General features: G+C 61.1%; 25 protein-coding genes and 1 pseudogene. 11 read left to right on the forward strand and 15 right to left on the reverse strand.

The window, feature by feature from the left end; translation table 11 throughout:
- Positions 1-224 precede the first annotated feature (224 nt).
- Positions 225-929, forward strand: a complete 705-nt coding sequence (gene ctrA / locus BTN45_RS10930) for a cell cycle two-component system response regulator CtrA (protein WP_004443365.1) — start codon at positions 225-227, stop codon at positions 927-929.
- Between the two features lie 121 nt (positions 930-1,050).
- A complete protein-coding gene (locus tag BTN45_RS10935) occupies positions 1,051-1,566 on the forward strand; it encodes a GNAT family N-acetyltransferase (RefSeq protein WP_207587721.1) in 516 nt (171 codons plus the stop codon).
- A gap of 10 nt (positions 1,567-1,576) precedes the next feature.
- On the opposite strand, the gene BTN45_RS10940 is transcribed toward BTN45_RS10935, so the two are convergent.
- Positions 1,577-2,107 carry a GNAT family protein gene (locus BTN45_RS10940; protein WP_207587723.1) on the reverse strand — a complete coding sequence of 177 codons (531 nt, stop codon included), beginning with the start codon at positions 2,105-2,107 and terminating at the stop codon, positions 1,577-1,579.
- 84 nt (positions 2,108-2,191) lie between these two features.
- Positions 2,192-2,839 (reverse strand): histidine phosphotransferase family protein, encoded by a 648-nt coding sequence (locus BTN45_RS10945; RefSeq protein ID WP_004443377.1) that lies wholly within the window; start codon positions 2,837-2,839, stop codon positions 2,192-2,194.
- Between the two features lie 252 nt (positions 2,840-3,091).
- Here BTN45_RS10945 and BTN45_RS10950 point away from each other — a divergent pair, with 252 nt between their 5' ends.
- Both BTN45_RS10950 and BTN45_RS10955 read left to right on the forward strand, forming a co-directional pair.
- The gene (locus BTN45_RS10950) at positions 3,092-3,688 is read left to right on the forward strand and encodes a DUF1134 domain-containing protein (RefSeq protein WP_004443378.1); all 597 of its coding nucleotides are present in this window, start codon (positions 3,092-3,094) and stop codon (positions 3,686-3,688) included.
- A gap of 288 nt (positions 3,689-3,976) precedes the next feature.
- Positions 3,977-5,227, forward strand: coding sequence for a hypothetical protein (locus BTN45_RS10955; RefSeq protein WP_060942413.1), 1,251 nt, complete (start codon positions 3,977-3,979; stop codon positions 5,225-5,227).
- A 237-nt stretch (positions 5,228-5,464) separates the two neighbouring features.
- Here BTN45_RS10955 and BTN45_RS10960 read toward each other — a convergent pair whose 3' ends face one another.
- Positions 5,465-6,319, reverse strand: coding sequence for an RNA methyltransferase (locus BTN45_RS10960; protein ID WP_035211701.1), 855 nt, complete (start codon positions 6,317-6,319; stop codon positions 5,465-5,467).
- Positions 6,309-6,701, reverse strand: coding sequence for a hypothetical protein (locus BTN45_RS10965; protein ID WP_004443384.1), 393 nt, complete (start codon positions 6,699-6,701; stop codon positions 6,309-6,311). Before BTN45_RS10965 ends, BTN45_RS10960 begins: the two co-directional genes overlap by 11 nt.
- A 38-nt stretch (positions 6,702-6,739) precedes the next feature.
- Here BTN45_RS10965 and BTN45_RS10970 point away from each other — a divergent pair, with 38 nt between their 5' ends.
- The 3 genes from BTN45_RS10970 to rpoH all read left to right on the forward strand — a co-directional run bounded on the left by BTN45_RS10970 (position 6,740) and on the right by rpoH (position 9,878).
- Complete coding sequence (locus BTN45_RS10970; protein WP_113380773.1) at positions 6,740-7,762, forward strand: RluA family pseudouridine synthase; 1,023 nt, start codon at positions 6,740-6,742, stop codon at positions 7,760-7,762.
- A 222-nt stretch (positions 7,763-7,984) separates the two neighbouring features.
- A complete protein-coding gene (locus BTN45_RS10975) occupies positions 7,985-8,809 on the forward strand; it encodes a class I SAM-dependent methyltransferase (RefSeq protein ID WP_035211706.1) in 825 nt (274 codons plus the stop codon).
- 166 nt (positions 8,810-8,975) lie between these two features.
- Positions 8,976-9,878, forward strand: a complete 903-nt coding sequence (gene rpoH, locus BTN45_RS10980) for an RNA polymerase sigma factor RpoH (protein WP_207587725.1) — start codon at positions 8,976-8,978, stop codon at positions 9,876-9,878.
- Between the two features lie 427 nt (positions 9,879-10,305).
- On the opposite strand, the gene BTN45_RS10985 is transcribed toward rpoH, so the two are convergent.
- Positions 10,306-12,606 (reverse strand): hypothetical protein, encoded by a 2,301-nt coding sequence (locus BTN45_RS10985; protein WP_207587727.1) that lies wholly within the window; start codon positions 12,604-12,606, stop codon positions 10,306-10,308.
- 70 nt (positions 12,607-12,676) lie between these two features.
- Positions 12,677-13,975: an adenylosuccinate synthase gene (locus BTN45_RS10990; RefSeq protein WP_004443399.1), complete on the reverse strand. Its 1,299-nt coding sequence runs from the start codon at positions 13,973-13,975 to the stop codon at positions 12,677-12,679.
- A gap of 242 nt (positions 13,976-14,217) precedes the next feature.
- On the opposite strand from BTN45_RS10990, the pseudogene BTN45_RS10995 reads away from it, so the two are divergent.
- Positions 14,218-15,106: pseudogene (locus BTN45_RS10995) on the forward strand (DMT family transporter).
- A 51-nt stretch (positions 15,107-15,157) separates the two neighbouring features.
- Here BTN45_RS10995 and BTN45_RS11000 read toward each other — a convergent pair.
- Complete coding sequence (locus BTN45_RS11000) at positions 15,158-15,691, reverse strand: transglutaminase-like cysteine peptidase (protein WP_207587729.1); 534 nt, start codon at positions 15,689-15,691, stop codon at positions 15,158-15,160.
- Positions 15,692-16,351: 660 nt separating this feature from the next.
- Here BTN45_RS11000 and BTN45_RS11005 point away from each other — a divergent pair.
- Positions 16,352-16,936, forward strand: a complete 585-nt coding sequence (locus tag BTN45_RS11005) for a transglycosylase SLT domain-containing protein (RefSeq protein ID WP_004443407.1) — start codon at positions 16,352-16,354, stop codon at positions 16,934-16,936.
- 245 nt (positions 16,937-17,181) lie between these two features.
- Here BTN45_RS11005 and BTN45_RS11010 read toward each other — a convergent pair whose 3' ends face one another.
- From BTN45_RS11010 to BTN45_RS11030, 5 genes are all read right to left on the reverse strand, one after another.
- Positions 17,182-17,796 carry an alpha/beta hydrolase gene (locus BTN45_RS11010; protein ID WP_207587731.1) on the reverse strand — a complete coding sequence of 205 codons (615 nt, stop codon included), beginning with the start codon at positions 17,794-17,796 and terminating at the stop codon, positions 17,182-17,184.
- Between the two features lie 251 nt (positions 17,797-18,047).
- Positions 18,048-18,992 (reverse strand): VOC family protein, encoded by a 945-nt coding sequence (locus BTN45_RS11015; RefSeq protein ID WP_006700433.1) that lies wholly within the window; start codon positions 18,990-18,992, stop codon positions 18,048-18,050.
- Between the two features lie 160 nt (positions 18,993-19,152).
- Positions 19,153-20,229, reverse strand: coding sequence for a DUF2218 domain-containing protein (locus BTN45_RS11020; protein ID WP_207587733.1), 1,077 nt, complete (start codon positions 20,227-20,229; stop codon positions 19,153-19,155).
- 206 nt (positions 20,230-20,435) lie between these two features.
- On the reverse strand, positions 20,436-21,128 hold the full coding sequence (gene ung / locus BTN45_RS11025; RefSeq protein WP_004443416.1) for a uracil-DNA glycosylase: 693 nt from the start codon (positions 21,126-21,128) through the stop codon (positions 20,436-20,438).
- Between the two features lie 18 nt (positions 21,129-21,146).
- Complete coding sequence (locus BTN45_RS11030; protein ID WP_004443419.1) at positions 21,147-21,542, reverse strand: VOC family protein; 396 nt, start codon at positions 21,540-21,542, stop codon at positions 21,147-21,149.
- Positions 21,543-21,789: 247 nt separating this feature from the next.
- Between BTN45_RS11030 and BTN45_RS11035 the strand changes: the two genes are divergently transcribed.
- Positions 21,790-22,146 (forward strand): YbaN family protein, encoded by a 357-nt coding sequence (locus tag BTN45_RS11035; protein WP_004443420.1) that lies wholly within the window; start codon positions 21,790-21,792, stop codon positions 22,144-22,146.
- Positions 22,147-22,161: 15 nt separating this feature from the next.
- Here the strand turns inward: BTN45_RS11035 and BTN45_RS11040 are convergent, their stop codons facing one another.
- Genes BTN45_RS11040 through BTN45_RS11050 form a run of 3 tightly spaced genes read right to left on the reverse strand, consistent with a single transcriptional unit; the run spans position 22,162 to position 24,919 of the window.
- Positions 22,162-22,944: a heme ABC transporter ATP-binding protein gene (locus BTN45_RS11040; RefSeq protein WP_022556827.1), complete on the reverse strand. Its 783-nt coding sequence runs from the start codon at positions 22,942-22,944 to the stop codon at positions 22,162-22,164.
- On the reverse strand, positions 22,941-24,029 hold the full coding sequence (locus BTN45_RS11045; protein ID WP_022556828.1) for an iron ABC transporter permease: 1,089 nt from the start codon (positions 24,027-24,029) through the stop codon (positions 22,941-22,943). The genes BTN45_RS11040 and BTN45_RS11045 overlap by 4 nt, the downstream gene beginning before the upstream one ends.
- Positions 24,026-24,919, reverse strand: coding sequence for a hemin ABC transporter substrate-binding protein (locus BTN45_RS11050; RefSeq protein WP_207587735.1), 894 nt, complete (start codon positions 24,917-24,919; stop codon positions 24,026-24,028). Before BTN45_RS11050 ends, BTN45_RS11045 begins: the two co-directional genes overlap by 4 nt.
- A 186-nt stretch (positions 24,920-25,105) precedes the next feature.
- On the opposite strand from BTN45_RS11050, the gene BTN45_RS11055 reads away from it, so the two are divergent.
- Positions 25,106-25,453, forward strand: coding sequence for an antibiotic biosynthesis monooxygenase (locus BTN45_RS11055; RefSeq protein ID WP_004429958.1), 348 nt, complete (start codon positions 25,106-25,108; stop codon positions 25,451-25,453).
- The last annotated feature ends 3 nt before the right edge of the window (positions 25,454-25,456 follow it).

The following is a 25,456-nucleotide window of genomic DNA, read 5'->3' on the forward strand; positions in this document are numbered from 1 at the left end:
ATCACTTAGCGGGAAATCCTCACGTTAAGCTTCAATTTTGGCGATGGTGGATTCACGTGCAAAAACAGCGAAATGCCTAGTTTGCTTAATAAATTCGATACACCTTGCCAAAGGCAATTAGAATTTGTTAACCATTTGGTGGCAGCCTGCAAATCAGGCAACGTCTGGATCCGCATCGCGCGAGGCAATGTTTTACCGGTTCGCGGGCGGCAAAGGGGATAATTATGCGGGTTCTACTGATTGAAGACGACAGCGCGACAGCGCAGAGCATTGAACTGATGCTGAAGTCGGAAAGCTTTAACGTTTACACGACCGACCTCGGTGAGGAAGGCGTGGACCTTGGCAAGCTTTACGACTACGACATTATTCTTCTCGACCTTAACCTCCCCGACATGTCGGGTTACGAGGTGCTGAGAACGCTTCGGCTTTCCAAGGTCAAGACGCCGATCCTCATCCTGTCCGGCATGGCCGGCATTGAGGACAAGGTTCGCGGCCTCGGCTTTGGCGCAGACGATTACATGACGAAGCCGTTCCACAAGGACGAGCTTGTTGCCCGCATTCACGCAATCGTCCGCCGTTCCAAGGGCCATGCGCAGTCGGTCATCTCCACCGGCGAGCTGATCGTCAATCTCGATGCCAAGACGGTTGAAGTGGGCGGCCAGCGCGTTCACCTGACCGGCAAGGAATATCAGATGCTTGAGCTGCTTTCGCTGCGCAAGGGCACGACGCTGACCAAGGAAATGTTCCTGAACCACCTTTATGGCGGCATGGACGAGCCGGAACTGAAGATCATCGACGTCTTCATCTGCAAGCTGCGCAAGAAGCTGGCAAACGCCGCCGGCGGCGCGAACTACATCGAAACCGTCTGGGGCCGCGGTTATGTTCTGCGCGAGCCGGATGGCTCGACGGAATATCTCGAAACCGCCTGATTCCTGCTGGAACAGGGCTGTTTTAAAAGACCCGCTGGAAACGGCGGGTTTTTTGTTGACTGCGGGTCGCGGCAGGTCGGCAACGGCGTCCCGCTCAGGCGGAGGCGCGAGAGGACAATAAATGACGGACACAATCCCCACCCTCGTGACAAATCGCCTTAACCTTCGCCCACCGCGACTGGAGGATTTCCCGGCCTATCGTGATTTCATGGCGTCACCGCGCTCCACCGGCGTCGCCGGACCGCATGATCTTGCCGCCGCATGGGCCATGTTCTGTCAGGACAGGGCATTGTGGTCGTTCTTCGGTCACGGCGCGCTGATGATCGATCTCGCCGAGAGCGGCGAATGCATCGGTCAGGTCGGCATCAATCACGGCCCCCTCTATCCCGAGAAGGAACTGGGCTGGCTGCTTTACGACGGTCATGAAGGCAGGGGTTATGCTGCGGAAGCCGCAACGGCGCTGCGGGACTGGGCCTTCGATACGCTGAAGCTTCCAACCCTCGTCAGCTATGTCGGCGCAGGCAACCGCCAATCCGCCGCCGTTGCGGAGCGAATCGGCGGGCTGCTGGACCCTGTCGCGCCGCGCCCGCTGCCGTCCGATCTGGTCTATCGCCATTTGCGGGGAAATCAGGGCTGATTGACCCAAATCAGTTGGTCTGAACGACCCGCTCGAAAAGCCGCACGGGGCTTTCCCGGAAGGTCGTCTCCCGGAAAGGGCGGAAGCCGAAGCGGGTGGCGATTGCGAGGGAGGGTACGTTGAGCGGATCGATCATGCACACGATCCGGTTCGATATGCCCTGCGTGTCGAACCAGCCAAGCGCGGCCTGCACGGCTTCGCTCGCCACGCCCTTGCCCGTCAGATCCCTGTCGATCTTCCACATGGCCTCCGGTGCGGTGTCGAAATCCGCGCCATGTCCGCGGCGCATATGGGCGAGACCCACCTCGCCAACGATTCGTCCCGTGGACACTTCCTCGACCACGAAAGGCCCGAAACCGAAGACGGACCAGTGGCCGATGAAACGCAAAAGCCGCGCGAAAGCGAGTTCGGGATCGAGCGGCGCTATTGAGTTCACCCCCGGAATGGGTTGAACCGCCGCGCTCCAGAAAGCGCAATAACGCGCTTCGTCCTCGATGGCATGCGGCCGAAGACAAAGACGCGCGGTTTCGACACGAATCATGAGACCTCCCCTGGAAACGAAAAAGGGCCGGGCGCTGGCAAAACCGGCCCGACCCCTGATGGCATCACTGTTGCATTGAAACGATCACGCCGCGATCGTCTTTGCCGTGAAGACGATACGATCGTCATGCACCTTGTATTCCACCGTCATATTGGCCTCCTCGGCCAGAAGCAGCGTGTAATAGGGCTGAACGGAATGGGCGTCGACCGCCTCTTCCAGCCTGCCCTCGTAGATTTCCACGAACTTGCCCGGCACGCGCATCATCCGGCCCTTGACGGTGATTTCGAACTTGGCGTCGCCATCGGGGTTTTCAAGCAGCACATCCACATTGCCACCGCGCGGTATCGCGCCATAGGCCACGAGGAAGAGGTTGAGCAGCAGCTTGACGCGGTTCTTGGCAACGATGGCGCGCGGGCCGTTCCAGCTGACTTCCGCCTTCTTTTCGGCCTCTGCAAAATCCTTGGCGGCCTTTTCGGCCTCGCCGGTATCGATCGACGCGCCGGCGGAACCGGAAGCACCGAAAGCAAGGCGGGCGAACTTCAGCCGCACGGATGCGTTAAGGGCTGACGTGCGGATGAGATCGAGCGCATCGTCATCCGTGCCGCCCTCGTCCAGCAGTTCGAGGCCGTTATTGATGGCGCCGACAGGAGAAATCACATCATGGCACACACGGCTGCACAGAAGAGCCGCCAGATCGGGACCGGACAGCGTGATATTGAGTTTGCTGGTCATAAAATTCTCTCCTGCGCAAGGGAGGCGCGGACGGTGTGGAAATTGTTAAGCCATAATGACACCATATTTGGTAAACCGATTGTTAATAGGATGGTTTCAAAATGCCAAATGCCTTAACAGGCCACACTGGAGCCCCGTGTATCCGCCAGGATGCGCGAAACATGCTGTAGAACTTTGACTCTGCGCGTCGGCCCTTTCGAAAAACCGATTCGGATTTTCGAACCGACGCGCTAACGAAACAGACGGACGGACATGACGATGCGCCTTAAGAAAACCCGCACCATTGCACGCCTCGGACTGGGAAAGATCGTCGCGCTCCTCGCGAGCCTGCTGATATGGGTCGCACCGGCCGCGGCCCAGAACAGCGATCAATATTCTTTCCAGGAAGTCGTGGATGCAGGCCACGGATTCTTCGGCGAAACCACCGGCGGCCTTGCCAAGGTGGTGGAGCGCGCCTTCCAGCAATACGGTCTTCCGAACGGTTACATTCTCGGCCAGGAGGGCTCCGGCGCCTTCGTTGCCGGCCTCACCTATGGCGAGGGCACGCTTTACACCAAGAATGCCGGCCAGCACCCCGTCTTCTGGCAGGGACCGTCGCTCGGCCTCGATTACGGCGGCCAGGGCACCCGCGCCATGATGCTGGTCTACAATCTGCCCTCGGTTGATTCGCTCTATCGCCGTTACGGCGGCGTCAGCGGCTCCGCTTTCATCGTCGCCGGCGTCGGCATGACCTATCTGAAAAGCAGCGAAGTCACGCTCGCCCCCATCCGCACGGGCATCGGCGCACGCCTCGGCATCAATGTCGGTTACCTGAAGCTCACCCAGCAACCGACCTGGAACCCCTTCTGATAAGAGGGGTTGATAGGACGAGACGGTGCGGCGGATTTCTTCTCCCCGCCGGGGAGAAGGTGGCCTGAAGGGTCGGATGAGCGGGCAACCTTGCCGTATCTCGTAACCCTCGCCCCCTCATACCGCTGCCGCGGACTTCTCCCCCTCGGGGAGAAGAAACAAGCGGCAAGGTCCCGCCCACGAATTGCCAAAGGGAAACCCCTCCCCACGGTTGCAATAATAGCGTAACGTGTTTTCGCGCCCCTCTTTCCGAATGCGCGCGTATCTGAGTTTCGGAGACTGTAAAGCGTGATCGAATATGCCATTCTCTTCGGATTGGGTTTTCTCACCGCAACCCTGCTGGCCCTGTTGATCGCACCTGCGATCCACCGCCGCATCGTCGCTTATACGGAAAACCGCATACGCGCGACAATGCCCATCAGCCCGCAGGAAGTCCGCGCCCAGAAGGACATGGCGCGCGCGCTCTACGCCGCCGAAAACGCCAAGGTCCGCCAGGAACTGGAAACGGAGCGGGAAAAGAACACCTCGCTCCGCCTCGCCAACGAGGCCGCTTCCAGCGATGCCTATCGCCTCGGCGAGCAGAACCGCAGCTTTTCCCTGAAGATCGAAGAGCTGACGCTGGAGATCGGCGAATTGCGCGCCGCACTTGACGCCAGCGAAGAGCGCGCCGGCATCATCCAGGCCAACCTCCTGCAGCAGGAGCAGGCTGCCAATGAGCGCGCCAGCCAGATGTCCGATCTCACCGCCCGCCTCACCAACCTGACGCGCGAACTGGATGATTCGAAAATCCTCGCCGCCACCCGCGATCTCGAAGCCGAACAGGCCAAACAAAGCGCCACACGCTTCCGTAAGGAAGGCGAGACCGTCACCCGCGAGCTTCAGGATATCGCCAGCCGCAACCGGGAAGCGATGGAAGCCGTGGCGCGCGAAAGCCGCAAGGTAACGAGGCTTGAGGAGCAACTGGCCAGCACCATCGCCAAAAACGCCGACCTTGACACGATGCTGACCCTGCGCAACCAGGAGGTCGCGCGCCTTAAGGAACAGTTGGCCGCAACCGGCGGCCGCAGCAACGACATGATCATCCGCCTGCCGAACCCCGCCGTTCCCGCCGAAAAGCCGGTTGAGCGGCAGCAAGCCGCAGCGCCGGCCCCTGCCGCCACGCTCGAAACCGCGCCCACCATCGAGACGGACGCACAACAGACGGCAGCCCCAGAGGATGCCGCCCCCGCCTTCCCGCAGGAGGAGCCGAGCGCACAGCCGGGCGCATTGGCACCGGAAGGTCTGGAACAGGAAATCGAGGATATCCGCAATCAGGGCACAGCGCTCACCGAGCGCCTGTTGAATGTACGCGGTACCGGTAATGACGAGCCCATCCGCCGCGAAATCGCGAGGATCGCTGCCGAAATGATCGCGCTGACAGCCGCGCAGGAGGGTGAGGCATCGCCTATTCCAGGGCTGCTGGCCAAGGCGTCTGGCTCATCGGGGCGGGAGAGCCTTGCGAAGCGGGCGAAGGTGGTGATGGAGAAGCGGAAGCGTTAGGTACTCTGTGTATGCCGCTTCACCCCCCCTCTGCCCTGCCGGGCATCTCCCCCACAGGTGGGGAGATCGATATGCGGCAAGGTTTTGCCCATCTCAACGTTAGAGAATGAAGTGGCGATATCGCGTCTTGCCGATCTCCCTCCTTGTGGGGGAGATGTCCGGCAGGACAGAGGGGGGTAAACCCCACTCACCAAGGCAAGCGTAAACTTCATCCGCAAAGATGGCGTTAAGCACTCCTCACACTCGCCCGATCACCCCCGCCATCTGATAAAGCGCCAGCCCCGAAGCCGTCCCCGCATTCAAGCTATCCAGCTGCGGCGACTGCGCAATCCGCGCCGTATGAAACCGCGACAGCACCGATTGCGGCAACCCCTCGCCTTCCGTGCCGATGACGAGCGCCATGCGTTCAGCGCGGGGAATATCGCGGATTTCGGTCTCGCCACCGGGCGAAAGGCTCCAGATCGCAAAACCGGCTGCCGCGAGCCGCTCCAGCATCTCCACTGCCCCGCCGCCGCGATGATAGGGGACTGACAGCACCGACCCCACGGAAACCCGCAGCGCCTTGCGATAGAGCGGGTCGCAGCACGTCTCGTCCAGCAGCACCGCATCGGCATAAAAGGCTGCGGCGTTGCGAAACATCGCGCCGAGATTATCGTGGTTGGAAATACCGCAGCCAACGAGCACCAGGGAGGACGCGGGAAGTGCTGCCGTCATCTCTTCCAGGCCATCATCGCGCACCCGCCGCCCGAGCGCCAGAATGCCGCGATGCAGGTGGAAACCGACGATACCATCCAGTACCGGCGCTTCGGCCACATAAACGGGCACATCTTCGGGGAAATCGGAAAGAATATCCGCAACGCCGGAAAGCCGGTTGCGCAGAATCAGGATGCTCTCCGCCGCAAAGGCCCCACCCGCCTTGTGAGCGGCGGCCAGCATGCGCAGCACCACCGTGCCTTCGGCGATGAAACGCCCCTGCCGGCCGGTGAGATCACGCTCGCGAATATCGCGAAAGGCGGCAATGCGCGGATCGGCCGGGTCATCGACCGGAATCAGCGCCCGGCCATCCAGCAGGTTATTGACCTCACTGGCCATCAACAGTCACGTCGGCCAGGAACCGGCCGCTGGCGACGTTGAAGACCAGCGCCTTGCGCGTGCCGTTGGCCAGCCGGCCGTAAAACAGCATGTCACCGCCGGAATAGCTGACATTGTCGATCGTGAAGCCCTGCGGCAGGCTGGCGGTGACGGCCATCGGGCCACTACCAGTGGGAACGGCGAGGTTCGGCGCTTCCGTCTGCGTCTGAACGGCCTTCGACGGCCCCATCGCCTTGTAGACAACCGCACCGAAGACAGCCATAAGGCTGATAAACATCACGGAGCCCGACACGATCTGCAAACGGATCATCTTGCGGCGAACTTTTTCCATGGCCGGATCAAGCGGCTTGTCTTCCTGTTCGTCTTGCTCGATCTGCGTCATCGGGTTCCCTGAAATGCTGATGGATCGGAAAAATAAGAATGAACGACCCCTTTAAACAAGGCGGAGACGCAAGGAAAGTCCTGATTGCCGGGGAAGACGCCGAAGGCCGCCTCGATTCCTGGCTGGCGGGCGAAGTGGGCAGCGACTTCTCCCGCAGCCGCCTGAAGGCGCTGATCGAACAGGGCGCGGTTTCCCTCAACGGCAAGCCGGTGACCGAGCCGAAAAAGAAGGTGCATCCCGGCGACCGTATCGAGATCGTCATGCCCGAGCCGGAAGACCCGGAACCCAAGGGCGAGGACATTCCCCTCAACGTGGAATATGAGGATGAAGACCTGATCGTGCTCGTCAAGCCCGCCGGCCTCGTCGTGCATCCCGGCGCCGGCAACTGGACAGGAACGCTGGTCAACGCCCTCATTCATCATTGCGGCGACAGCCTCTCCGGCATTGGCGGCGTCAAGCGCCCGGGCATCGTACACCGGCTGGACAAGGAAACGTCAGGTGTCATGGTCGTTGCGAAGAACGACAACGCCCACCGGCATCTGGCCGCACAATTTGCCGACCATGGCCGCACCGGGCCGCTGGAACGCGCCTACAAGGCCATCGTCTGGGGCCGCCCGCGCACGCTGCGTGGCACAATCGACGCAGCGCTCGGCCGCAGCGTCGACCGCACCAAACGCGCCGTCAAGCACGAGGATTCGGATGATGCCCGCGAGGCAATCACCCATTACGAGGTAGTCGAGCGTTATCACGAGCGGCCGGACGCCACCTGTCTCGCCTCGATGGTGGAATGCCGTCTCGAAACGGGCCGCACCCACCAGATCCGCGTGCACATGGCCCATATCGGCCACCCGCTGATCGGCGATCCCGAATATGGCGCGGCTTTCCGTACCAAGGCGAACCTTCTGGAAGAACCGGCAAAGGGCATCGTCGGGCGCTTTCCGCGCCAGGCACTGCATGCCTATCTGCTCGCTTTCGAACACCCTCGCACTGGTGAGGTGATGGAGTTCGAAACCGAGCTTCCAGAAGACATGGAAGCCTTGGTCGCCGCATTGCGTGCCTGAAAACGCCTGGCGCAGTTCCAAAAAACTGCGCCGCACATTTCGCCGGAAGCTTCGGATAACAAAAAAAGATTAGCGGAACGCGATATTCTGCCAACGGTCCTCTTCATAGACCGCCCCAATTTCGCTTTAATCCTCGCACCTCCTTTGCCTCGCAAAGCCTTGAACCGCCGCACGTTCGAACTGCCTTGAACGGAGCCGGCACGATGACGGGATCGCGTGCGCATGACGATTAAAGACCGCCGGTTTATATTCCAGGAGCTGCGCAGCGTCGAAGGTTACATCGACCCGCCGGATGCGCTCGTCTTCAAGGCACTTCTGCAGGCGCAGACGAAAAGCGCCCTTAGTGGCGGCATTGCGGAAATCGGCGTCTATTACGGTCGCTCCTATTTCCTGCTGCGCAAATTCGCGCAGAGCCAGGAAAAGGTGCTGGGCGTCGATCTTTTCGATCTGGACCCGCCGCAAGACGGCAGCCTCGACCAGTATGAACGCCTGATGGAAAACGGCCGCCGGCTGGGTTTCACAATGGATCGGGACCTCATCATCAAGGGTGACAGCACGCGGCTGACACCAGACGACATCACGTCCCGCATCGGTCCGGCACGCTTTTTCAGTATCGATGGTGGCCATCACCTGCATCACGTGCTGGCCGATGCGAAACTGGCCATGGAGGTGATCGCGCCGCACGGCATCATCGTTTTCGATGACACCTTCAACCCCGCCTGGCCGGAAGTGACGGTGGGTGTCGCCGATTTCCTGCGCACCCACGGCCACAGCCTCGTCTGCTTCGGCATGACGAAATACAAGACCTATGTGTGCCACCGCGAATTTCACGCAACCTATGCCGGCGCGATTGCCGAAGATACCGATCTGCAGGCGCTTGCCCATGTCGAGACGCAGTTCCTCGGCGCGAAGGTGGTGCGTCTGCACAATCCGATGCGCCGACGGGTGATGTATGAGCTGATGGTACGCTCCGGCCTTGGCGGTTTTTCGGAACGAATTTACCGCTCGAAAGTTAAACAGGTCAAAGAAGGGGTCGCCTCGACATAACGCATGCGTGAACGCAGCGTTCGCTTGAAACGCGGCGTGAGCGTACATATCTGTCACATGGGTTCGTGCGGGGTCGGTAACGACCCGCAGCTTACGGCGCGCCTCCGGCGGGTTAACCGCCGATCAAAGAGGGTGCCGTTCCAGACCATAGATAAGGGGGTGCTTTATGGCCCGCAATAGTTTGCCTACGATTACAGCCGGCGAAGCCGGTCTCAATAGATATCTCGACGAAATCCGCAAATTCCCGATGCTGGAGCCGCAGGAAGAGTACATGCTTGGCAAGCGTTATGCCGAGCATGGCGACCGCGACGCCGCGCACAAGCTCGTCACCAGCCACCTGCGTCTCGTCGCCAAGATCGCCATGGGTTACCGTGGTTACGGCCTGCCGATCGGCGAAGTCGTCTCCGAAGGCAATGTCGGCCTGATGCAGGCGGTAAAGAAGTTCGATCCCGAGCGCGGTTTCCGTCTCGCCACCTATGCCATGTGGTGGATCAAGGCCTCGATCCAGGAATATATCCTGCGCTCGTGGTCGCTGGTGAAGATGGGCACAACCGCCAACCAGAAGCGTCTGTTCTTCAACCTGCGCCGTCTGAAGGGCCGCATCCAGGCCATCGACGATGGCGACCTGAAGCCGGAGCACGTCAAGGAAATCGCGACGAAGCTGCAGGTGTCGGAAGAAGAAGTCATCTCGATGAACCGCCGCCTGCATGGCGACGCATCGCTGAATGCGCCGATCAAGGCGTCCGAAGGCGAGTCCGGCCAATGGCAGGACTGGCTGGTGGATGACCATGACAGCCAGGAAGACGTGCTGATCGAGCAGGACGAACTGGAAACCCGCCGCCGCATGCTGGCGAAAGCCATGGGCGTGCTGAACGACCGCGAACGCCGCATCTTCGAGGCCCGCAGACTTGCCGAGGAGCCGGTGACGCTGGAAGAACTCTCGTCCGAGTTTAACATCAGCCGCGAGCGCGTGCGCCAGATCGAAGTCCGTGCCTTTGAGAAGGTGCAGGAAGCGGTGCAGAAGGAAGCGCTGGAAGCGGCGCGCGCCCTGCGCGTGGTGGATGCGTAAGACAGCCCGCTCATGACGCCAATGCGCTGACCATGAATCATCCTCGGCCTTCGGCCGGGGATTTTTTGTTGGTAAAAGGCGGGCGATAGGAAATGGTCTGCCCCTGAGACCCGCGAGTGTGCTGCAGGAAAACCGGTAGGAAAAATATCGATGCTTCAGAGGATGCCGCTTACCCCCTCTGCCCTGCCGGACATCTCCCCCACAGGTGGGGAGATCGGCAAGACGCGCTACCGCCGCTTCATCCTCGACCGTTGAGTTGGTCGAGACCCTCGCGGCATATCGATCTCCCTCCTTGTGGGGGAGATGCCCGGCAGGGCAGGGGGGTGAGCCGCACCCACCAACATCCCCGAAATCCATCACCTGACACAGCAAAGACACCGCCGTAGCCATGTAAAGAAAAGGGCGGCCTGAGCCGCCCTTTCAATCCTTATTGACCGCCCGTCGCCGGCGCTGATGCCGCCCATTCGCTGAGCGCCTTGTCGAAAGCGGCGATGCCGTCATTGCCCTTTTGCAGGGTCAGCAGCGCACGGCGGCCATTGCGGTAGGACACCGGAATATCGATCCAGTTGCGACTCTTCAGAAGCTCCAGATTGGTCTTCATCGCATCCGGGAAGTCGTTGAGCGCGATCATGTGGAAATCGTCGGTGATTTTGGCCGGAACCGCGATCAGCGCGTTGCCGCGATCCTGCTCGGTGCTCTTCATCGCAATACGCTGGACGCTGTCGATCGCGCCGCCCTCAAAGCCGGGCGAAACCGAGAAGACGATTTCGATCAGATGGCTCGCCGGCAGCGACGGATCGGTGTTGCGCTTGAAGGTGATCAGCGCGCTGAGGCCACGGCCGGGAACGGTAATCTGCCCCTGCACGGTAGGCGAAGGCTTGCCTTCGGCATCATTTTCCTGCTGCAGCGACCAGGACACGCTGCCCTGAATGGCGGTCGGAACCGTCTGGCCCAGCACTTCCTCATAAAGGAACATGCGGTCGCCGGAAGCCGCGGCGGCAGGTTGCTGTCCGGCAGGTGCGCCAGCCGGTGTGCCGGCAGGTGCACCTGTATTGCCGGCCGGGCTTTCGCCTGCCGGCGGAGGCGCAACATTCTGCTCGTAGACCGACTGACCTTCCGCCGTGACGGGCTGGCCGTTGGCGCCCGGCGCCTGGCCCTCGTCACGCTCGGTGCCATCGGCCAGAAGCCGCTGGGTGAACTTTGTGCCGGTAACCGAACCATCATCGCCATGCGACTGGTTCGGGTGGTTGTTTGGTGTGGCCGTCGGTTGCTGCTGGCCAGCCGCAGGCGGCTGCTGGGTTGCGGGCGGCGTGGTGGGCTGCGTCTGCGCCGTCTCCGGCGAAGATGTCTGGGTACCACCGTTCTGGGCAGAATTGACCAGCCCGCCGACCATGTCGTTCAGCGCATCGCGGTTCAGCCAGAAGGCATAACCACCGCCGGCAAGCAGCGCCACGCCCACAAGTGCCAGCACCACGGAGGCATAGTTGCGGCGCGGCTTCTTCTTGACCATGTAGGCAGGCGTTGCCGCAGCCGCGCCGAGGCCGGGCGTTTCATCCGAAGACTGGCGGGTGGTGGACGACGCGCCGTCGTAACCGATCAGCTCGTCCAGATCATCCCAGGGCGTACGCTCCCTGTTGTCCTTCGCCTGCGCCTGATCGCCGAAGGGATCGTTATCGGCACGCGGCAGGACGGGGGCGTCTTTGGCGGGAATGGCGATATCCGCATCCTGAAAATAGGACGAGAAATCTTCCACGACGGCCTTTTTCGGAGTGGCCTCCTCGCTCTGTCGCTGCTCGGACAACTCGTCCCGGGCGCCGAAAGCCGGCGTCTGGCCGAACCGCTGATCCGCATCGTCCCGCCTTTCGGGATCCAGCGTCACTTCCGGTTCCTGATAATGATGCGCGGGATAATCGGCAACGAGCGGATGCTCATCCGCCTCGGCGCGCCTGTCGGCATAATCGTCCGCCGCGCGCAGGTCCTCGTCCCGCGCCTCATCCAGCTTGCGCCAGTCATCTTCATCCACCGGCTGCGCCCAGTGGGCCGGAACGGACGCATCCTCTGCGAGCGGTGCGGTTTCGAATTCACGATCATGCTCGTCGGCCGAACGATAGGCCGGCTCTTCTTCCGCACGGGTGAAATAGGTTTGATGCACCTCGTCGGAAGCGACGGGCGATACCGGCGCCACGGGCGTGGGCGCCTCATAAAGCTCTTCCGGCTCGGCTTCGCCATGCTGTTCTACGCGCGGCTGTGGCTCAGCGTAAACCTGCTCATCCCGCTCGGCTACGGGCGTTTCACGGCCAGGTTCTTCTTCGGTGGCCTGCTCTTCGTAGACCGGCTCGCGCTCGTCGGCCTCGACGGGGGCGGGCTCTTCATAAACCTGCTCCTGCTCTTCGTGCGTAACAGGCTCGGCGGCATGCGCCGCGCGGTCGTCTTCTTCGATTTCGTGCTGATGGTAAGGCGCGGCCGCGTCTTCCGCGACGGGGGAGAACGCGTCATCCTCCTCCAGCGCCGGAAGCGCCTCGGCATATTCGCTGTCCACCTCGGCAATGGCGGCGTCCAGCTTGGCGATCTGCCGGCGCAACAATTCTTCCGGCGGACGTGGCTTCATATTCTCGAGCTGGCGCACAACCGCACTGCGCGCCTTGTCGTAAACCTTCGCCCGGTTTTCGGGAGTATTGTTCGCCAAGCCATCCACGGCCTTGCGAATGACTGCTACAAAATCCGCCATAAGCACTTTCTCGTCGTGACCGGCGACGTACCGGCCCGATATGGTTTATGAATCTAGATCGCCGAGGACATTAATCCTCAAACGGATCAGTCACAAGTATGGTGTCGTCACGCTCGGGACTTGTCGACAGAAGCGCAACCGGCGCCCCGATCAGTTCCTCCACCTGCCGGACGTATTTGATTGCCTGAGCAGGCAAATCCGCCCATTTTCGGGCACCGACGGTAGATTCTTTCCAGCCTTCCAGCGTGATGTAGATCGGCTCGACACGCGCCTGCGCGCCCTGGCTGGCCGGAAGATGATCGATTTCCTGCCCGTCAAGCTTGTAGCCGACGCAGATTTTCAGCTCATCCAGACCGTCGAGAACGTCGAGCTTGGTGAGCGCAATGCCGGTAATGCCGTTGGTGGCGACCGACTGGCGCACCAGCGCGGCATCGAACCAGCCGCAACGGCGCTTGCGGCCCGTGACGGTGCCGAATTCGTGACCCTTTTCGCCCAGGAACTGGCCGATTTCGTCATTGAGCTCGGTCGGGAACGGGCCTTCGCCGACGCGCGTGGTATAGGCCTTGGTGATGCCGAGAATATAGCCCAGCGAACCAGGACCCATGCCCGAACCGGCAGCGGCCTGGCCGGCAACCGTGTTGGAAGAGGTCACATAGGGATAGGTGCCGTGGTCGATATCGAGCAGCGAACCCTGCGCGCCTTCAAACAGGATGCGGGCACCGGCGCGGCGCTTCTTGTCGAGCAGCAGCCACACGGTTTCGCTGAACGGCAGGATGCGCTCGGCAATCGAGCCCAGCTCTTCCATGATCGTTTCATGCGAGACTTCGGCCGCACCGAAGCCGCGACGAAGTGCGTTGTGATGCGTAAGGATACGATCGACCTTGGCGGAAAGCGCCTCCATGTCGGCGAGATCCATAACGCGGATGGCGCGGCGGCCGACCTTGTCTTCGTAAGCCGGGCCGATGCCACGGCGTGTGGTGCCGATCTTGGTGCCGCTGTTGGAGGCGGCGTCTTCGCGCATGCCATCCAATTCACGGTGCAGAGAAAGAATGAGCGTGGCATTGTCGGCGATACGCAGGTTTTCCGGCGTAACCTTGACGCCCTGCGCTTCCAGACGGCCGATTTCGGCGATCAGCGCATGCGGGTCGACGACGACGCCATTGCCGATGACGGCGAGCTTGCCGGGACGCACGACGCCGGACGGCAGAAGCGAAAGCTTGTAGCTGACACCATCAATGACAAGCGTGTGGCCGGCATTGTGACCGCCCTGGTACCGCACGACGACATCTGCCCGCTCGGACAGCCAGTCAACAATCTTGCCTTTGCCTTCGTCGCCCCATTGCGAGCCGACCACCACAACATTCGTCATTTCTTGCTTTCCTGCTCATGGCGCTTGCACGCCCGATAACCCGATGGGAAACCCAAACCCGCGAATGTATACTGTGTTGTTTTACGGAAAGCGACCCTGTTTCTTATGGAGAATTTTGCTTTTTCCGTGACAAGCCGCGGATTTCCCGCATTATCTCGCCCCGTGGGCGGCCAAGCGCGGGTGCAAGGCCGCCGCTCACCCCTCACCGTTTTCCCGCCCTTATGAAGAAGCGAAACATCAGCGTGCCTTCGAAAGCCTATATCGCCCTCATCATCGCCACGCTCTGCTGGGGCGGCAACACCGTTGCCGGCAAGCTCGCCGTCGGCCACATCAGCCCCATGGCCTTCACCTTCCTGCGCTGGGTCTTCGCCGTCGCCATCATCTTTGCCATTTCAGTGCCGCAGTTGATCAAGGACTGGCCGGTGGTGAAAAAACGCCTGCCCTATTTCTTCGTGCTCGGCAGCGTCGGTTACACGGCCTTCAACGTATTTCTCTACACCGCCCTGCAGCACACCTCGGCCATCAATGCCGCCGTCATTACAGGCCGGCATTCCCATGGTCATTTTTGTTCTGAACTTCATCCTGTTCCGTACCCGGGTGCTGTTCGGCCAGATCGCCGGTTTCTGCCTGACCATTGCAGGCGTGGCGCTGCTCGCCTCGCATGGCGATCCGGTCTCGCTGCTGCAACTGGAAATGAATGTCGGCGACGCCGTCATGCTGCTCGCCGTGCTGGTTTATGCCATCTACACGGTGATCCTGCGCTGGAAACCCACGGTCGACTGGCGGACACTGATGGCCATCCCCGCCTTGTTCGCACTGCTTACGTCGGTACCGCTGGTCTTCTGGGAAATGTCGCGCGACAGCGTCGTCTGGCCGGATCAGAAGGGCTGGGTGCTGGTGGTCTATGCCGCCATTTTTGCGTCGCTCATCGCACAGATCCTCTACATCAAGGGCGTGGAACAGATCGGCGCCAATCGCGCCGGCCTGTTCATCAATCTGGTGCCGGTTTTCGGCACGTTGCTGTCGGTCGTCGTGCTCAGCGAGACCCTGCACACCTACCAGATCGCAGCGCTCATCATGGCGCTGGCCGGCATTGCCGTGGCGGAACGAAAAAAATCGCCGGCTTCCTGAACCCACAGGGTCAGAAAACCGGCGCAGTCTGGCAGGCATGAAAGGATGGGTTTAAAGCGCGGTTTCGCGCTCGACCGGAGAAAGGACCGCATTGCCAAGGACGATATCGCCCTTATCGGTGGTGACGATCAGCACTTTTTCGAGCGATCCGTCATTGTTCAGCGAAAAGGCAAGGCGCAACGCACTGGAAGACCAGCCAGCGCCGGCAAGGGCGGCGCGCTTGATCGCGGCGCAGTCACCGCAATCCCGAAGGTTTGCAGAAGGCGTTGCCGGAAGATCGGTTGCGAGACCGGAAAAATAATCGTCGAGCGAGCCCATGGTGGTGTTCACATCGCGGTTGACGCGCAACAGTTCCTCACGTCGCTCGGCCGTCAGCGGCGCCGCGATGGTCGAAACGCATTGACCTGCGGAAAGGACGCAGCCATCGAAACCATCAGGTGCGGAAACACCAATCTGCGTAACGGCGGACTTCTCGACGGCGGCAAAACCGCGGGCAAAACCGGCAGCGCCAGCCGCGTCGGCATGGTTGGACATGGAAGCAACGGCAATTCCGCAGATGGCGGCAGCAATAATCTTCTTCAGCATTTTCATACCCCGTTTTGCGATCCGCCGGCTTGTGCCGGTCTCGATTTAGTTGTGAAGCGTCTCTTTTAAGGGACGTTCTCCGTCTGTGATCCCACAATGGCACAACACTGTTTTCAGCCGCTTTAAGCCGATTGCTACAATTTTACCGGTTTTCATTTTTGTACAGCGGGCACGATTTATGAACATGCGCCGGTATCGTCGCCGCGGATTCCGCGGCAACGTCGGGAAGAGAAAAAGGGGCCGCATCGCTGCGGGGGTATCAAAGGGTGGCAGAGGGTTTTGCAAACGATGCAGCCCCGGCTTCAAACACATGGCCCGCCCGCCAAACCGGTTCCTGTTTGGAGGATGGGCATATGCCGGCCGCCCTGACCGTGACATCGGGAAACTCCCCGGTTTAGGCCGCCTGCCCCGCCCATCCTGCGCCGCGCGCACGCCTGATGACCGGTATGGGCAAAGTATAGTCTGGCTGGCAGCACCGGGGACGCGCGGGGATGACGCATTCTGAAAAAAGGCGCCGGGAGGCGGTTTCGCCCCATCCCGGCCACAGGAATTTTCAGCGGGTTAACGCCCGCCCGATCGGCGGCATTTGAATTAACCTTGTCTTAAAACCCGACGTTAATGGTTAGCAATTTAAGAATAACGGAACGAAAGGGTTCCGTTATGCGTGGCGTATTTGCCGTTGTTTTCCTGATGCTCGTTCTCGCCGGCTGCGCCACCGCACCGTCGCAGGTGACCAATGCCTGTGCGATTTTCGAGCAGCGCAACGGCATCTTCAACAATTGGCGGCGTGATGCGAAAGCGGCAGAACGAGAGTTCGGCGTGCCCGTGCCTGTCATGATGGCGACGATCTATACCGAATCCGCCTTCCGCCCTTATGCGCGGCCTCCGCGCACCAAGCTGCTGGGCTTCATTCCCTGGAAACGGCAATCGACGGCCTATGGCTACGCCCAGGCACTCGACGGCACATGGAGTGTTTACCAGCGAGAAACCGGCCGCTGGTCGGCAAGCCGCACCGATTTCACCGATGCCATCCACTTCGTCGGCTGGTATCACGCCAAGAGCCGCCGCGAAAACGGCATTGCACTGAACGATCCCTATAACCTCTACCTTGCCTATTATTCCGGCCATGCCGGTTATGCGAAGGGCAGCTGGCGCAACAATTCAGCCGTCCAGAAGGCTGCCCGCCGCTCCGCCAACATGGCGTTGCGTTACGAGGCGCAGTTGCAGCAGTGCGGGTATCGTTGAGGCTGGGCGGGACGAGGCTGGTCTAAGGATTACTTGACGGAGCAGTAAATCCCTCCTCCGTCATCCTCGGGCTTGACCCGAGGATGACCTTGAGTTTGGGCGAATGCACATCATCCGCGCCCCGTCACCCCGGACTAGATCCGGGGTCCAGTGCGATCAAGTCCTTGATCGCGAAAGACTCTTTTCACGGCACAGACGCGCCGTGGCTGGATGCCGGGTCAAGCCCGGCATGACGGAAGACAGCATCACTCCCCGTAAACCGAGAGAAATTCCCGCACGGCATCAATCTCGCTGGAGCGAATTTCATGCCCGCCCGGATGCCATACCGTCTCCACGGTTCCACCCTGCGCCTGAAGGCTCTGTTCCAGCGCCTTGGTCAGCGGCACCGGGCAGATCGGATCGCGCTCACCCGCCGTGATCAACACCCGGCGCGTGGCTTTGGCAGGGGAAATCTTCGGCTCGAACGGGATGAGCGGATGCATCAGCACTGCGGCATCGAAAAGCCCGGGCTGTTCGATTAGCACATTGGCGAGAATATTTGCGCCATTGGAAAAGCCGAGACCGATGACCGGACCGGCCTGATATTGCTCCCGGTTGGCCTTGACGAAATCCGCAAGCTTCCCGGTGGCCCGGGCAAGATCGGCCATGTCGTACACGCCCTCGCCGGTGCGGCGGAAAAACCGCGCCGCGCCGTGTTCGGAAACATCACCGACAGGCGAGAGGATGGTTGCCTGCGGCAGGAGACGCGAGCCGAAATCGAAGAACTGGTTTTCATCACCGCCAGTGCCGTGCAGCAGGACGAAAAGCGGTGCACCGACAGCACCGGCGCGGGACTTGTGGAAATAGCTGTCCTTGGTCATCGAAAAATCCTTTCTGGAAGGAGAGGTTCAGTGGCATCCACGCGGCTTTTTCAGCCGAACGGAGCATTCCCATGTGGAGCAAGTGCCGCTTGTTTCTTCTCCCCGAGGGGAGAAGTCCGCGGCAGCGGGATGAGGGGGCGAGGGTGCGGTCTATCGCTGGCGTTGCCCCCTCATCCGTCCCTTCGGGCCACCTTCTCCCCGCAGGGGGAGAAGAAAGACGCGGCAACATCCTGCCAAAAGCCATCGAGCGATTACGCGGCCTTCTCATCCCCCAGCGGCTCCAGATGCTCTTCCAGCACGGAGCGCAGATGCGCATGCTGGGTCGGCAGCTTCAGCGCCTCGCCGAGATGGGCGGTGTCCTCGTCGCGGTCGAAACCCGGCTCGTTGGTGGCAACTTCAAACAGCACGCCGCCCGGCGTGCGGAAATAGATCGCCCAGAAATAATCGCGGTCGATGACGGGTGTCACCTGATAGCCGGTGTCCATCAGCGCCTTGCGCACCTCCAGCTGCTTTTCGCGGTTTTCGACCGCAAAAGCGATGTGGTGCACGGAGCCAGCACCCAGCCGCGCGCCTGATATATTCGGCATGGTTTCGATGTCGATGACATCGGCACCGTTGCCGCCGGGCATACCAAGGCGCAACACGCCGTCCTGACGGTCGACTTCCTGATAACCCATGAATTTCAAAAGCTCGGCCGTCGCACCTTCATCGCGAAGTCGCAGCGACGCACCCTGAAAACCATGAATCGCCTGATCCTGACCGACGCCATTGCCGATCCACTGCGCACGGTTGTCATCCCTGACCTCGACCAGCGCAAAACCGTCACCATCGGGGCCTGCGAAATGCAGGCGCTTGTTTCCGAATGCTTCGTCGGCCTTCAGGCCATCCACGCCGGCCTTCGAAAGACGCTCCTGCCAGTAGCCGAGCGACCCGTCCGGTACGGAAAACAGCGTCGTGCCCACTTCGCCGGTGCCGGGACGGCCGCGGGCGATATGTGGAAACGGGAAATAGGTCATGACAGAGCCGGGCGTGCCGACTTCATCGCCATAATAGAGATGATAGACATCAGGCGCGTCGAAATTGACCGTCTTCTTTACCCGGCGCAGGCCGAGCGTATCGGTGAAAAAACTGTTGTTCTGGCGCGCGCTCGCCGCCATGGATGTGACGTGGTGCAGGCCCTTGATCTGGTTGAGCATGATAAACCCCTTCTTGCTTGGCGGGCCGCATGGTTGGGCCCGTCCTTTTCATGGCGTAAAGATGGGGTAACAGTGCTCTCGGGCATAGAGTGGACAACGGGAACGGATTGTTCCCGAATGGTGAACGATAAAACCGACTGTTCAACGACCGATGACCCAGTCAATGATCGTCGGCGACACCCAGGCTCCAGTAACCGACCGCGCGCAGAGCAGCTTTCGGCACGGAAATATCGTCGGTAAGGAAGGATTTTGCCGCCCTCGCCTCGGATTTTTCGCAGGCGACAAAGACATGCAATCCTTCATGGTCCCCGCTCCAGGCATGGTCGCGCAGCGCTTTTTCAATAAGGCCGGCGGTGCCGGCGGCCTTGCCGCGACGATAGAGCCATGTCCACTCGACATTTGCCGCGCAAACGATTTCCTGCCGCTCGGCTTCGTCATCGATCTCGGCATAGACGCTGAGCTTCTTCCCGGCCGGCATTTCGGCCGCCATGCGCAGCATCACCGGCAGCGCCGTCTCATCGCCGGCAAAGACATAACGTTCGGCCTCCGGGCAGACACCGCTCGGGCCGATGATGCCGAGAACATCACCGGGCTTGGCCGTTGCGCCGAATGTCGCGCCCGGCATGTGGTCACCCTCATGCATGACGAAGTCGATATGGACTTCACCGCGCGCGATATCGCCGGAACGGATGGTGTAGACGCGGCGCGTGAGAAGATCCTCGCCCGCCGGCCAGACGATGGCCCCGGTGGGCGCAAGATAAGGCCAGACCGGCGCTCGGGCCTGATCCGGGACCAGAAGCAGCCGCACATGCATGCCGCCCGTCATCAGCCTTTCAATGCCGCTTTCGACGGAAACCACCAGCCGGCGCATATGCGGCGTCAGATTATAGGCGCGGGCAATCTTGCCGACGAAAAGATTGGGCAGTTCGCGCTGCTGCGCGCCATGGCCGCTCCAGCGGAAATCCAGCCCCGTCTCCCCGGAAAACTCGACAATATGTTCGGCCACCATGGCCTTGACCGACATCAATATATGTTCGGAAATGCAGCTGACGCTTGCGGCGAAACGACCGCCTTCTGCGCTGAAACGGCCATGGCCGTATTCGGTCTTGAACCGAACCGTCGCGCCTTCGCGCTCCATCTCCATATGCTCGGAAAAATGATCCTCGAAAGCATCGACGATCGACAGCGGATCGGGCAGCGAGACGGAGGTTTCGGCAGACAGGAGAGACACGGGCATAATCCTTCACTTCATAGTCTAGTATTCTTTAGACCGGAGCCTGCCGCGCGTAAAGACATTTTGGTTTTGAATCCCGTCATGCCGGACATGATCCGGCATCCAGCCAGCCCAAGTCTTTGGGCTGAAAGGACTCTTCTCGCCGCGCAGACGCGCGTCGGCTGGATTCCGGCTCACGGCCGGAATGACGGAAGTATATGCAGGGAGGCTTACACCGATTCCGGCAATTGCCAGTCGATCGGGTCGCGGCCATGGGAGATGAGAAAGGCATTCGCCTTGGAAAAATGGCCATTACCGAAAAAGCCGTTATGGGCGGAAAGCGGTGACGGGTGCGGCGAGCGCAACACCAGATGTTTGCGCTGGTTCACAAAGGCCGCCTTCTTCTGGGCATAGGAACCCCAGAGCAGGAAGACGACATGGTCGCACTCGTCGTTGACGGCGCGGATGACGGCGTCGGTGAATTTTTCCCAGCCCTGCCCCTGATGCGAGGCGGCGCGGGCCTCTTCCACCGTCAGCACGCTGTTGAGCAGTAGCACGCCCTGTTTCGCCCAGCTTTCCAGAAAACCGTGGCCGACCGGGCGAATGCCGAGATCGGCCTGCAATTCCTTGTAGATATTGACGAGCGAGGGCGGGATGCGCACGCCGGGCTGCACGGAAAAGCACAGTCCATGCGCCTGGCCGGCGCCGTGATAGGGGTCCTGCCCCAATATGACGACCTTCACCTCATCGAGCGGTGTCAGATCGAGAGCGCGGAAATAGTCCGCGCCCTTCGGGAAGATACGCTTGCCGGCTGTCTTTTCGGCAAGCAGGAACTCTTTCAGCTTTTGCATGTAGGGGCTGGCGAATTCTGCGGAAAGCACGCGCTTCCAGCTGTCTTCGAGTTTAACGCCTGCCTCTGCCATGCCTGCCTCCATCAGAGCTTATTTGAACCGGTTGCCGCGCTGCAGCACTTCGATCTTGTAACCATCGGGATCGCAAATGAAGAAATATTTTGCGAAAGGCTGGCCCTTGTAATCGGCCTCGATGATCTTGCCGGGGGAAAGCCCGATCTCGTTGAAGCGCTGATGCTCGGCGTCAACATCGGCAACGCTGACGGCGAGATGGCCATAACCGTCGCCCAGCGCATAGGGCACTTCGCGGCCGCGGTTGACGGTCAGCTCCAGCTCGAAATCGCCCTCGGCATTGCTGAGATAGATCAGCGTGAAATTCTCGAACTCGGCGCGTTCCGCCACTTCAAGCCCGAAAGCCTGTTTGTAAAATTCCACCGAACGCTTTTCGTCCAGCACCCGGACCATCGAGTGGATCAGCTTGGCCATGGTGTTTTCCTTCTTCTTCCTGTTGACGGCCCGGTTATGCTCCGGGCATCGCGGCCAAGGGGATAAAGACAGTGTGCGGCGCTTTCAACCCTAAAGGCGCGACACAGGGCCGGGGAGAACGCAGATCACGGCAAATGTGATGGCAAAAGCTGCCGGTTTCCGGTGCGGTGGAGCCTGCGGCAACGGGACCCATCCTTTTCGGCCCACCGCTCTATCCTGAGTGGTAAAGTCATGATACCGGCTAGGCATGCGCCTTTTATACCTCTGTCTTGGCTGGCTTATGGTCGCGACCGGCATTGTCGGCGCGTTTCTTCCCGTTTTGCCCACCACGCCTTTTCTGCTTCTGGCGCTCTGGTGTTTTTCCCGCTCCTCGCCAAAACTCGAGGCGTGGCTTCTCGCCCATCCCAGATACGGCCCTTCCCTGCGGCGATGGCGCGAACGCGGCGCAATAGCCCGCAAAGCCAAGATCGCGGCGCTTTCGGCCATGTCCGTCAGCTACGCCGCTTTCTGGTTCCTGAGCGAGCCGCCGCCGTTGCGCGCAGCCGTCGTCGCCGCCGTCATGCTGGGCTCCGCGCTCTTCATCGCCACCCGCCCGGAAAATTGAGGCGGAGGACAGCCCCTATCGGTGGCGAGACTGCGGAAGTACGTAGGGAATATGCCGCGCCGGCAGCCGGCCGACGACACCACCAATGCCATAGACCCTTGCAATGGTCTCATCGCTGATCGTTTCCAGCGATGGGCCACTGGCCGTCACCCGGCCGCCATGCATGACGATAAGTTGATCGGCAAATTCCGCCGCCAGATTGAGATCGTGCAGGATGGCGAGAACCAGCCCGCCGCCGCTTGCAAAATCCCGCGCCGTTTCCAGCACGGCGATTTGGTGGCCGATATCGAGACTTGCGGTGGGCTCGTCGAGGAAGAGCGCCCTTGCCTCGCCATTTTCAACCGGGTTCGGTACCTGCGCCAGCGCCCGCGCAAACTGCACCCGCTGCTGCTCGCCGCCTGAGAGCATATTGTAGGACCGCTGTTCGAAACCGCGCAGCCCGGCCTTGGCAAGAGCCCGGCGGGCCTGCTCTTCCGGCGCACGCGACCCCTGCGCGACCGCCCCCATGCGGACGATTTCGAGCGCAGTGAAAGGGAAGGCGAGCTGGGTGCTCTGGGGCAGCACGGCGCGGAGCCGCGCAAGCTGGACCGCCGTGAACACCGGCAGGTCGACATCATTATAGGTCACCAAACCGGCCTCAGCGCGCATCTCGCCCGAGAGAACCTTCATCAGCGTGGATTTGCCGGCACCGTTGGGACCGATGATGACATTGACCTTGCCGGGTTTCAGATCGACGCTGACTTCATCAAGCAGCCGACGGCCGGAGCGGATGAGGGTAAGGTTTTCGGCCCGGATCATGACATGTTCCGCATGGAAAAACCGCCGCGTCCCAGCAGCAGGAACAGAAAGACCGGCGCACCGATGAGCGCCGTGACGACGCCGATCGGCAGTTCCGCCGGTGCTGCCACCGTGCGGGCGAAACTGTCGGCCAGCAGCAAAAGCGCCGCCCCGCCAAGGGCGGAGGCCGGCAACAGGAAACGATGCGACGGGCCGATGGCGAGGCGAAGCAGATGCGGCACGACGATACCGACAAAGCCGATGGAACCCGCCGCCGCCACGCTCGCCCCGCAGGCGGCGGCAACGGCCAGAATGACGACCCGTTTCAGCCGCTGCACCGGTATTCCCATATGGAAGGCGGCCGCATCCCCGAGGATCAGCGCATCCAGCCCGCGCGCGACGAAGGGAATGATGGCGAGAACGACGATGATGAAAGGCAGGGTGGCCAGTACCTTGGCGGGCGTTGCCCCGCCGAGAGAACCGAGCGACCAGAAGGTGATGTCGCGCAGCGCCCGGTCATCGGCGACGAATATCATCAACCCGGTCATCGCACCGCTGATGGCCGCCACCGCAATGCCGGCCAGAATGAGTGTGGTGGTTGAGGTCGCGCCGTCCTTCGTGGCGATCAGATAAAGCACCCAGGTGTTCAGGAGCCCGCCGAAGAAGGCCATGATCGGCAGGAAGTGAGGGCCGAAAAACAGCGCGACCGTGGCAAGCGCGCCTTCCCCGAGCGAAATGGCGGCGACAGCAAAGAGCGCAGCGCCCGAGGTGACGCCGACAATACCGGGATCGGCCAATGGATTACGGAACAGGCCCTGCATCATCGCCCCTGAAACAGCGAGTCCCGCGCCGATCAACATGCCGAGCGCCGTGCGCGGCAGGCGCACCGCCTCAAGAATGATCCTGTCGCGCGCATCGAGCTGATCCGCACCGCCGGTGAGATAGGCAAGGAGTTCGGAGATGCCGACGCCCGTGGGTCCGCTGATCAGCGATACGCCACAGGCAAACAGCAGGATGCCGACGAGCACGACAAGGGCAACAACGCCCTGACGGGATCTGTCGCCCGCAACGCTGCCCTCGGTCGAACTCAAGACGGCTAGGCTCACGGCTTCACCACATCAGGATAGAGCTTGTTTGCCAGCTCCCGGCCTGCAGCGGGCGTGCGGGGGCCGAAACCGATAAGATAAAGCCCATCCATGCTGATGAGCGCCTTGCTGGCGGCGGCGGGTGTAGACTGGAACGCGGGAAGCGCGAAAGTCTCATCCGCCTTGGCGGCGTGGTCGCCGCGCGCCATTGTGAGCACCACGTCGGGCGCCGCGGCAATGACCGCCTCGTCCGTCAGCGGTTTGTAACCGGTAATGTCCTCCGCCGCGTTATTACCCCCAGCCATTTCGATGATCGCCGCCGCCTCAGTATCCTTGCCCGCCGCCATGACGCGGCCACCGGCAGTGGAAAGCACGAACAGAACGCGTTTCCGGCCCTGTTCCGGCACGGCGGAGACGTCCTTGGTGAGCGCATCAAGCCCCGCCTTGGTCTCGGCAGCCAGCGCCTTCGCCTTGTCCGAGAGCCCCACGGCCGCACCGACATCCTCGATCTTTTTAGGGATTGCATCGCCGCTCGGCGGCGTATCGACGGTGACGAAAGGCACCGCGCTGGCTTTCAGGATGGCGATGACGTCCGCCGGGCCTGAGCCGTCTTCGGAGAGAATGAGATCGGGTTTCTGCGACAGGATACCTTCTGAAGACAGTGCCCTCATATAACCGACGTCAGGCTTTGCAAGCGCATCGGCCGGATAGCTGCTGGTGCTGTCGCGCGCCACGATACGGTCTCCTGCACCCAGCGCATAAAGGATTTCCGTAACCGTACCGCCCAGGGCAACGATGCGTTTAGCCTCCGGATTACCCTCGTCCGAAGCCATGGCGGCCGGCGCGGCAAAGGCGATTGCGGCGGGCACGAGGGCGGCGAAAACAAAGGAACGAAGACGGGAATTCAACATGGCGTTATCCTGAAAAACGACCCGGCGCAGGTTCACCCGCGCCACTAATCTTGAGTTATTTACACATGTTTATACGCCGCGCAATCGATAAGTGGAGTATTTTTGTTCGCTTTGGCGTGAACCCCTTCCCAACCCCGTCCGCGGACGATATCCTGACTGAAACAGGAAACTTAAAGGGAGACTTTCATGTTTATCGCAATGAACCGCTTTCGCGTCGTGCCGGGTTACGAAGACACGTTCGAATCCATCTGGCGCGAGCGCAAATCGCATCTGAGCGAATTGCCGGGCTATATCGAATTTCACATGCTGAAGGGCCCGAAGGCGGACGATCACACGCTTTATGCTTCGCACACCGTCTGGGCCACCAAGGACGATTTCCTTGCCTGGACGAAATCCGAACAGTTCCGCGCCGCCCATGCCAAGGCCGGCGAGAACCGCGGCAAGGTGGAATATCTCTCCGGCCCGCATTTCGAAGGTTTCGACGTCATTATCCACGAAGACAAGAATGGCGAGCGCCGTTCGATTGCCGCCTGAGGC

It is taken from the genome of Rhizobium sp. ZX09, assembly GCF_017357485.1.
Taxonomy (GTDB): Bacteria; Pseudomonadota; Alphaproteobacteria; order Rhizobiales; family Rhizobiaceae; genus Agrobacterium; species Agrobacterium pusense.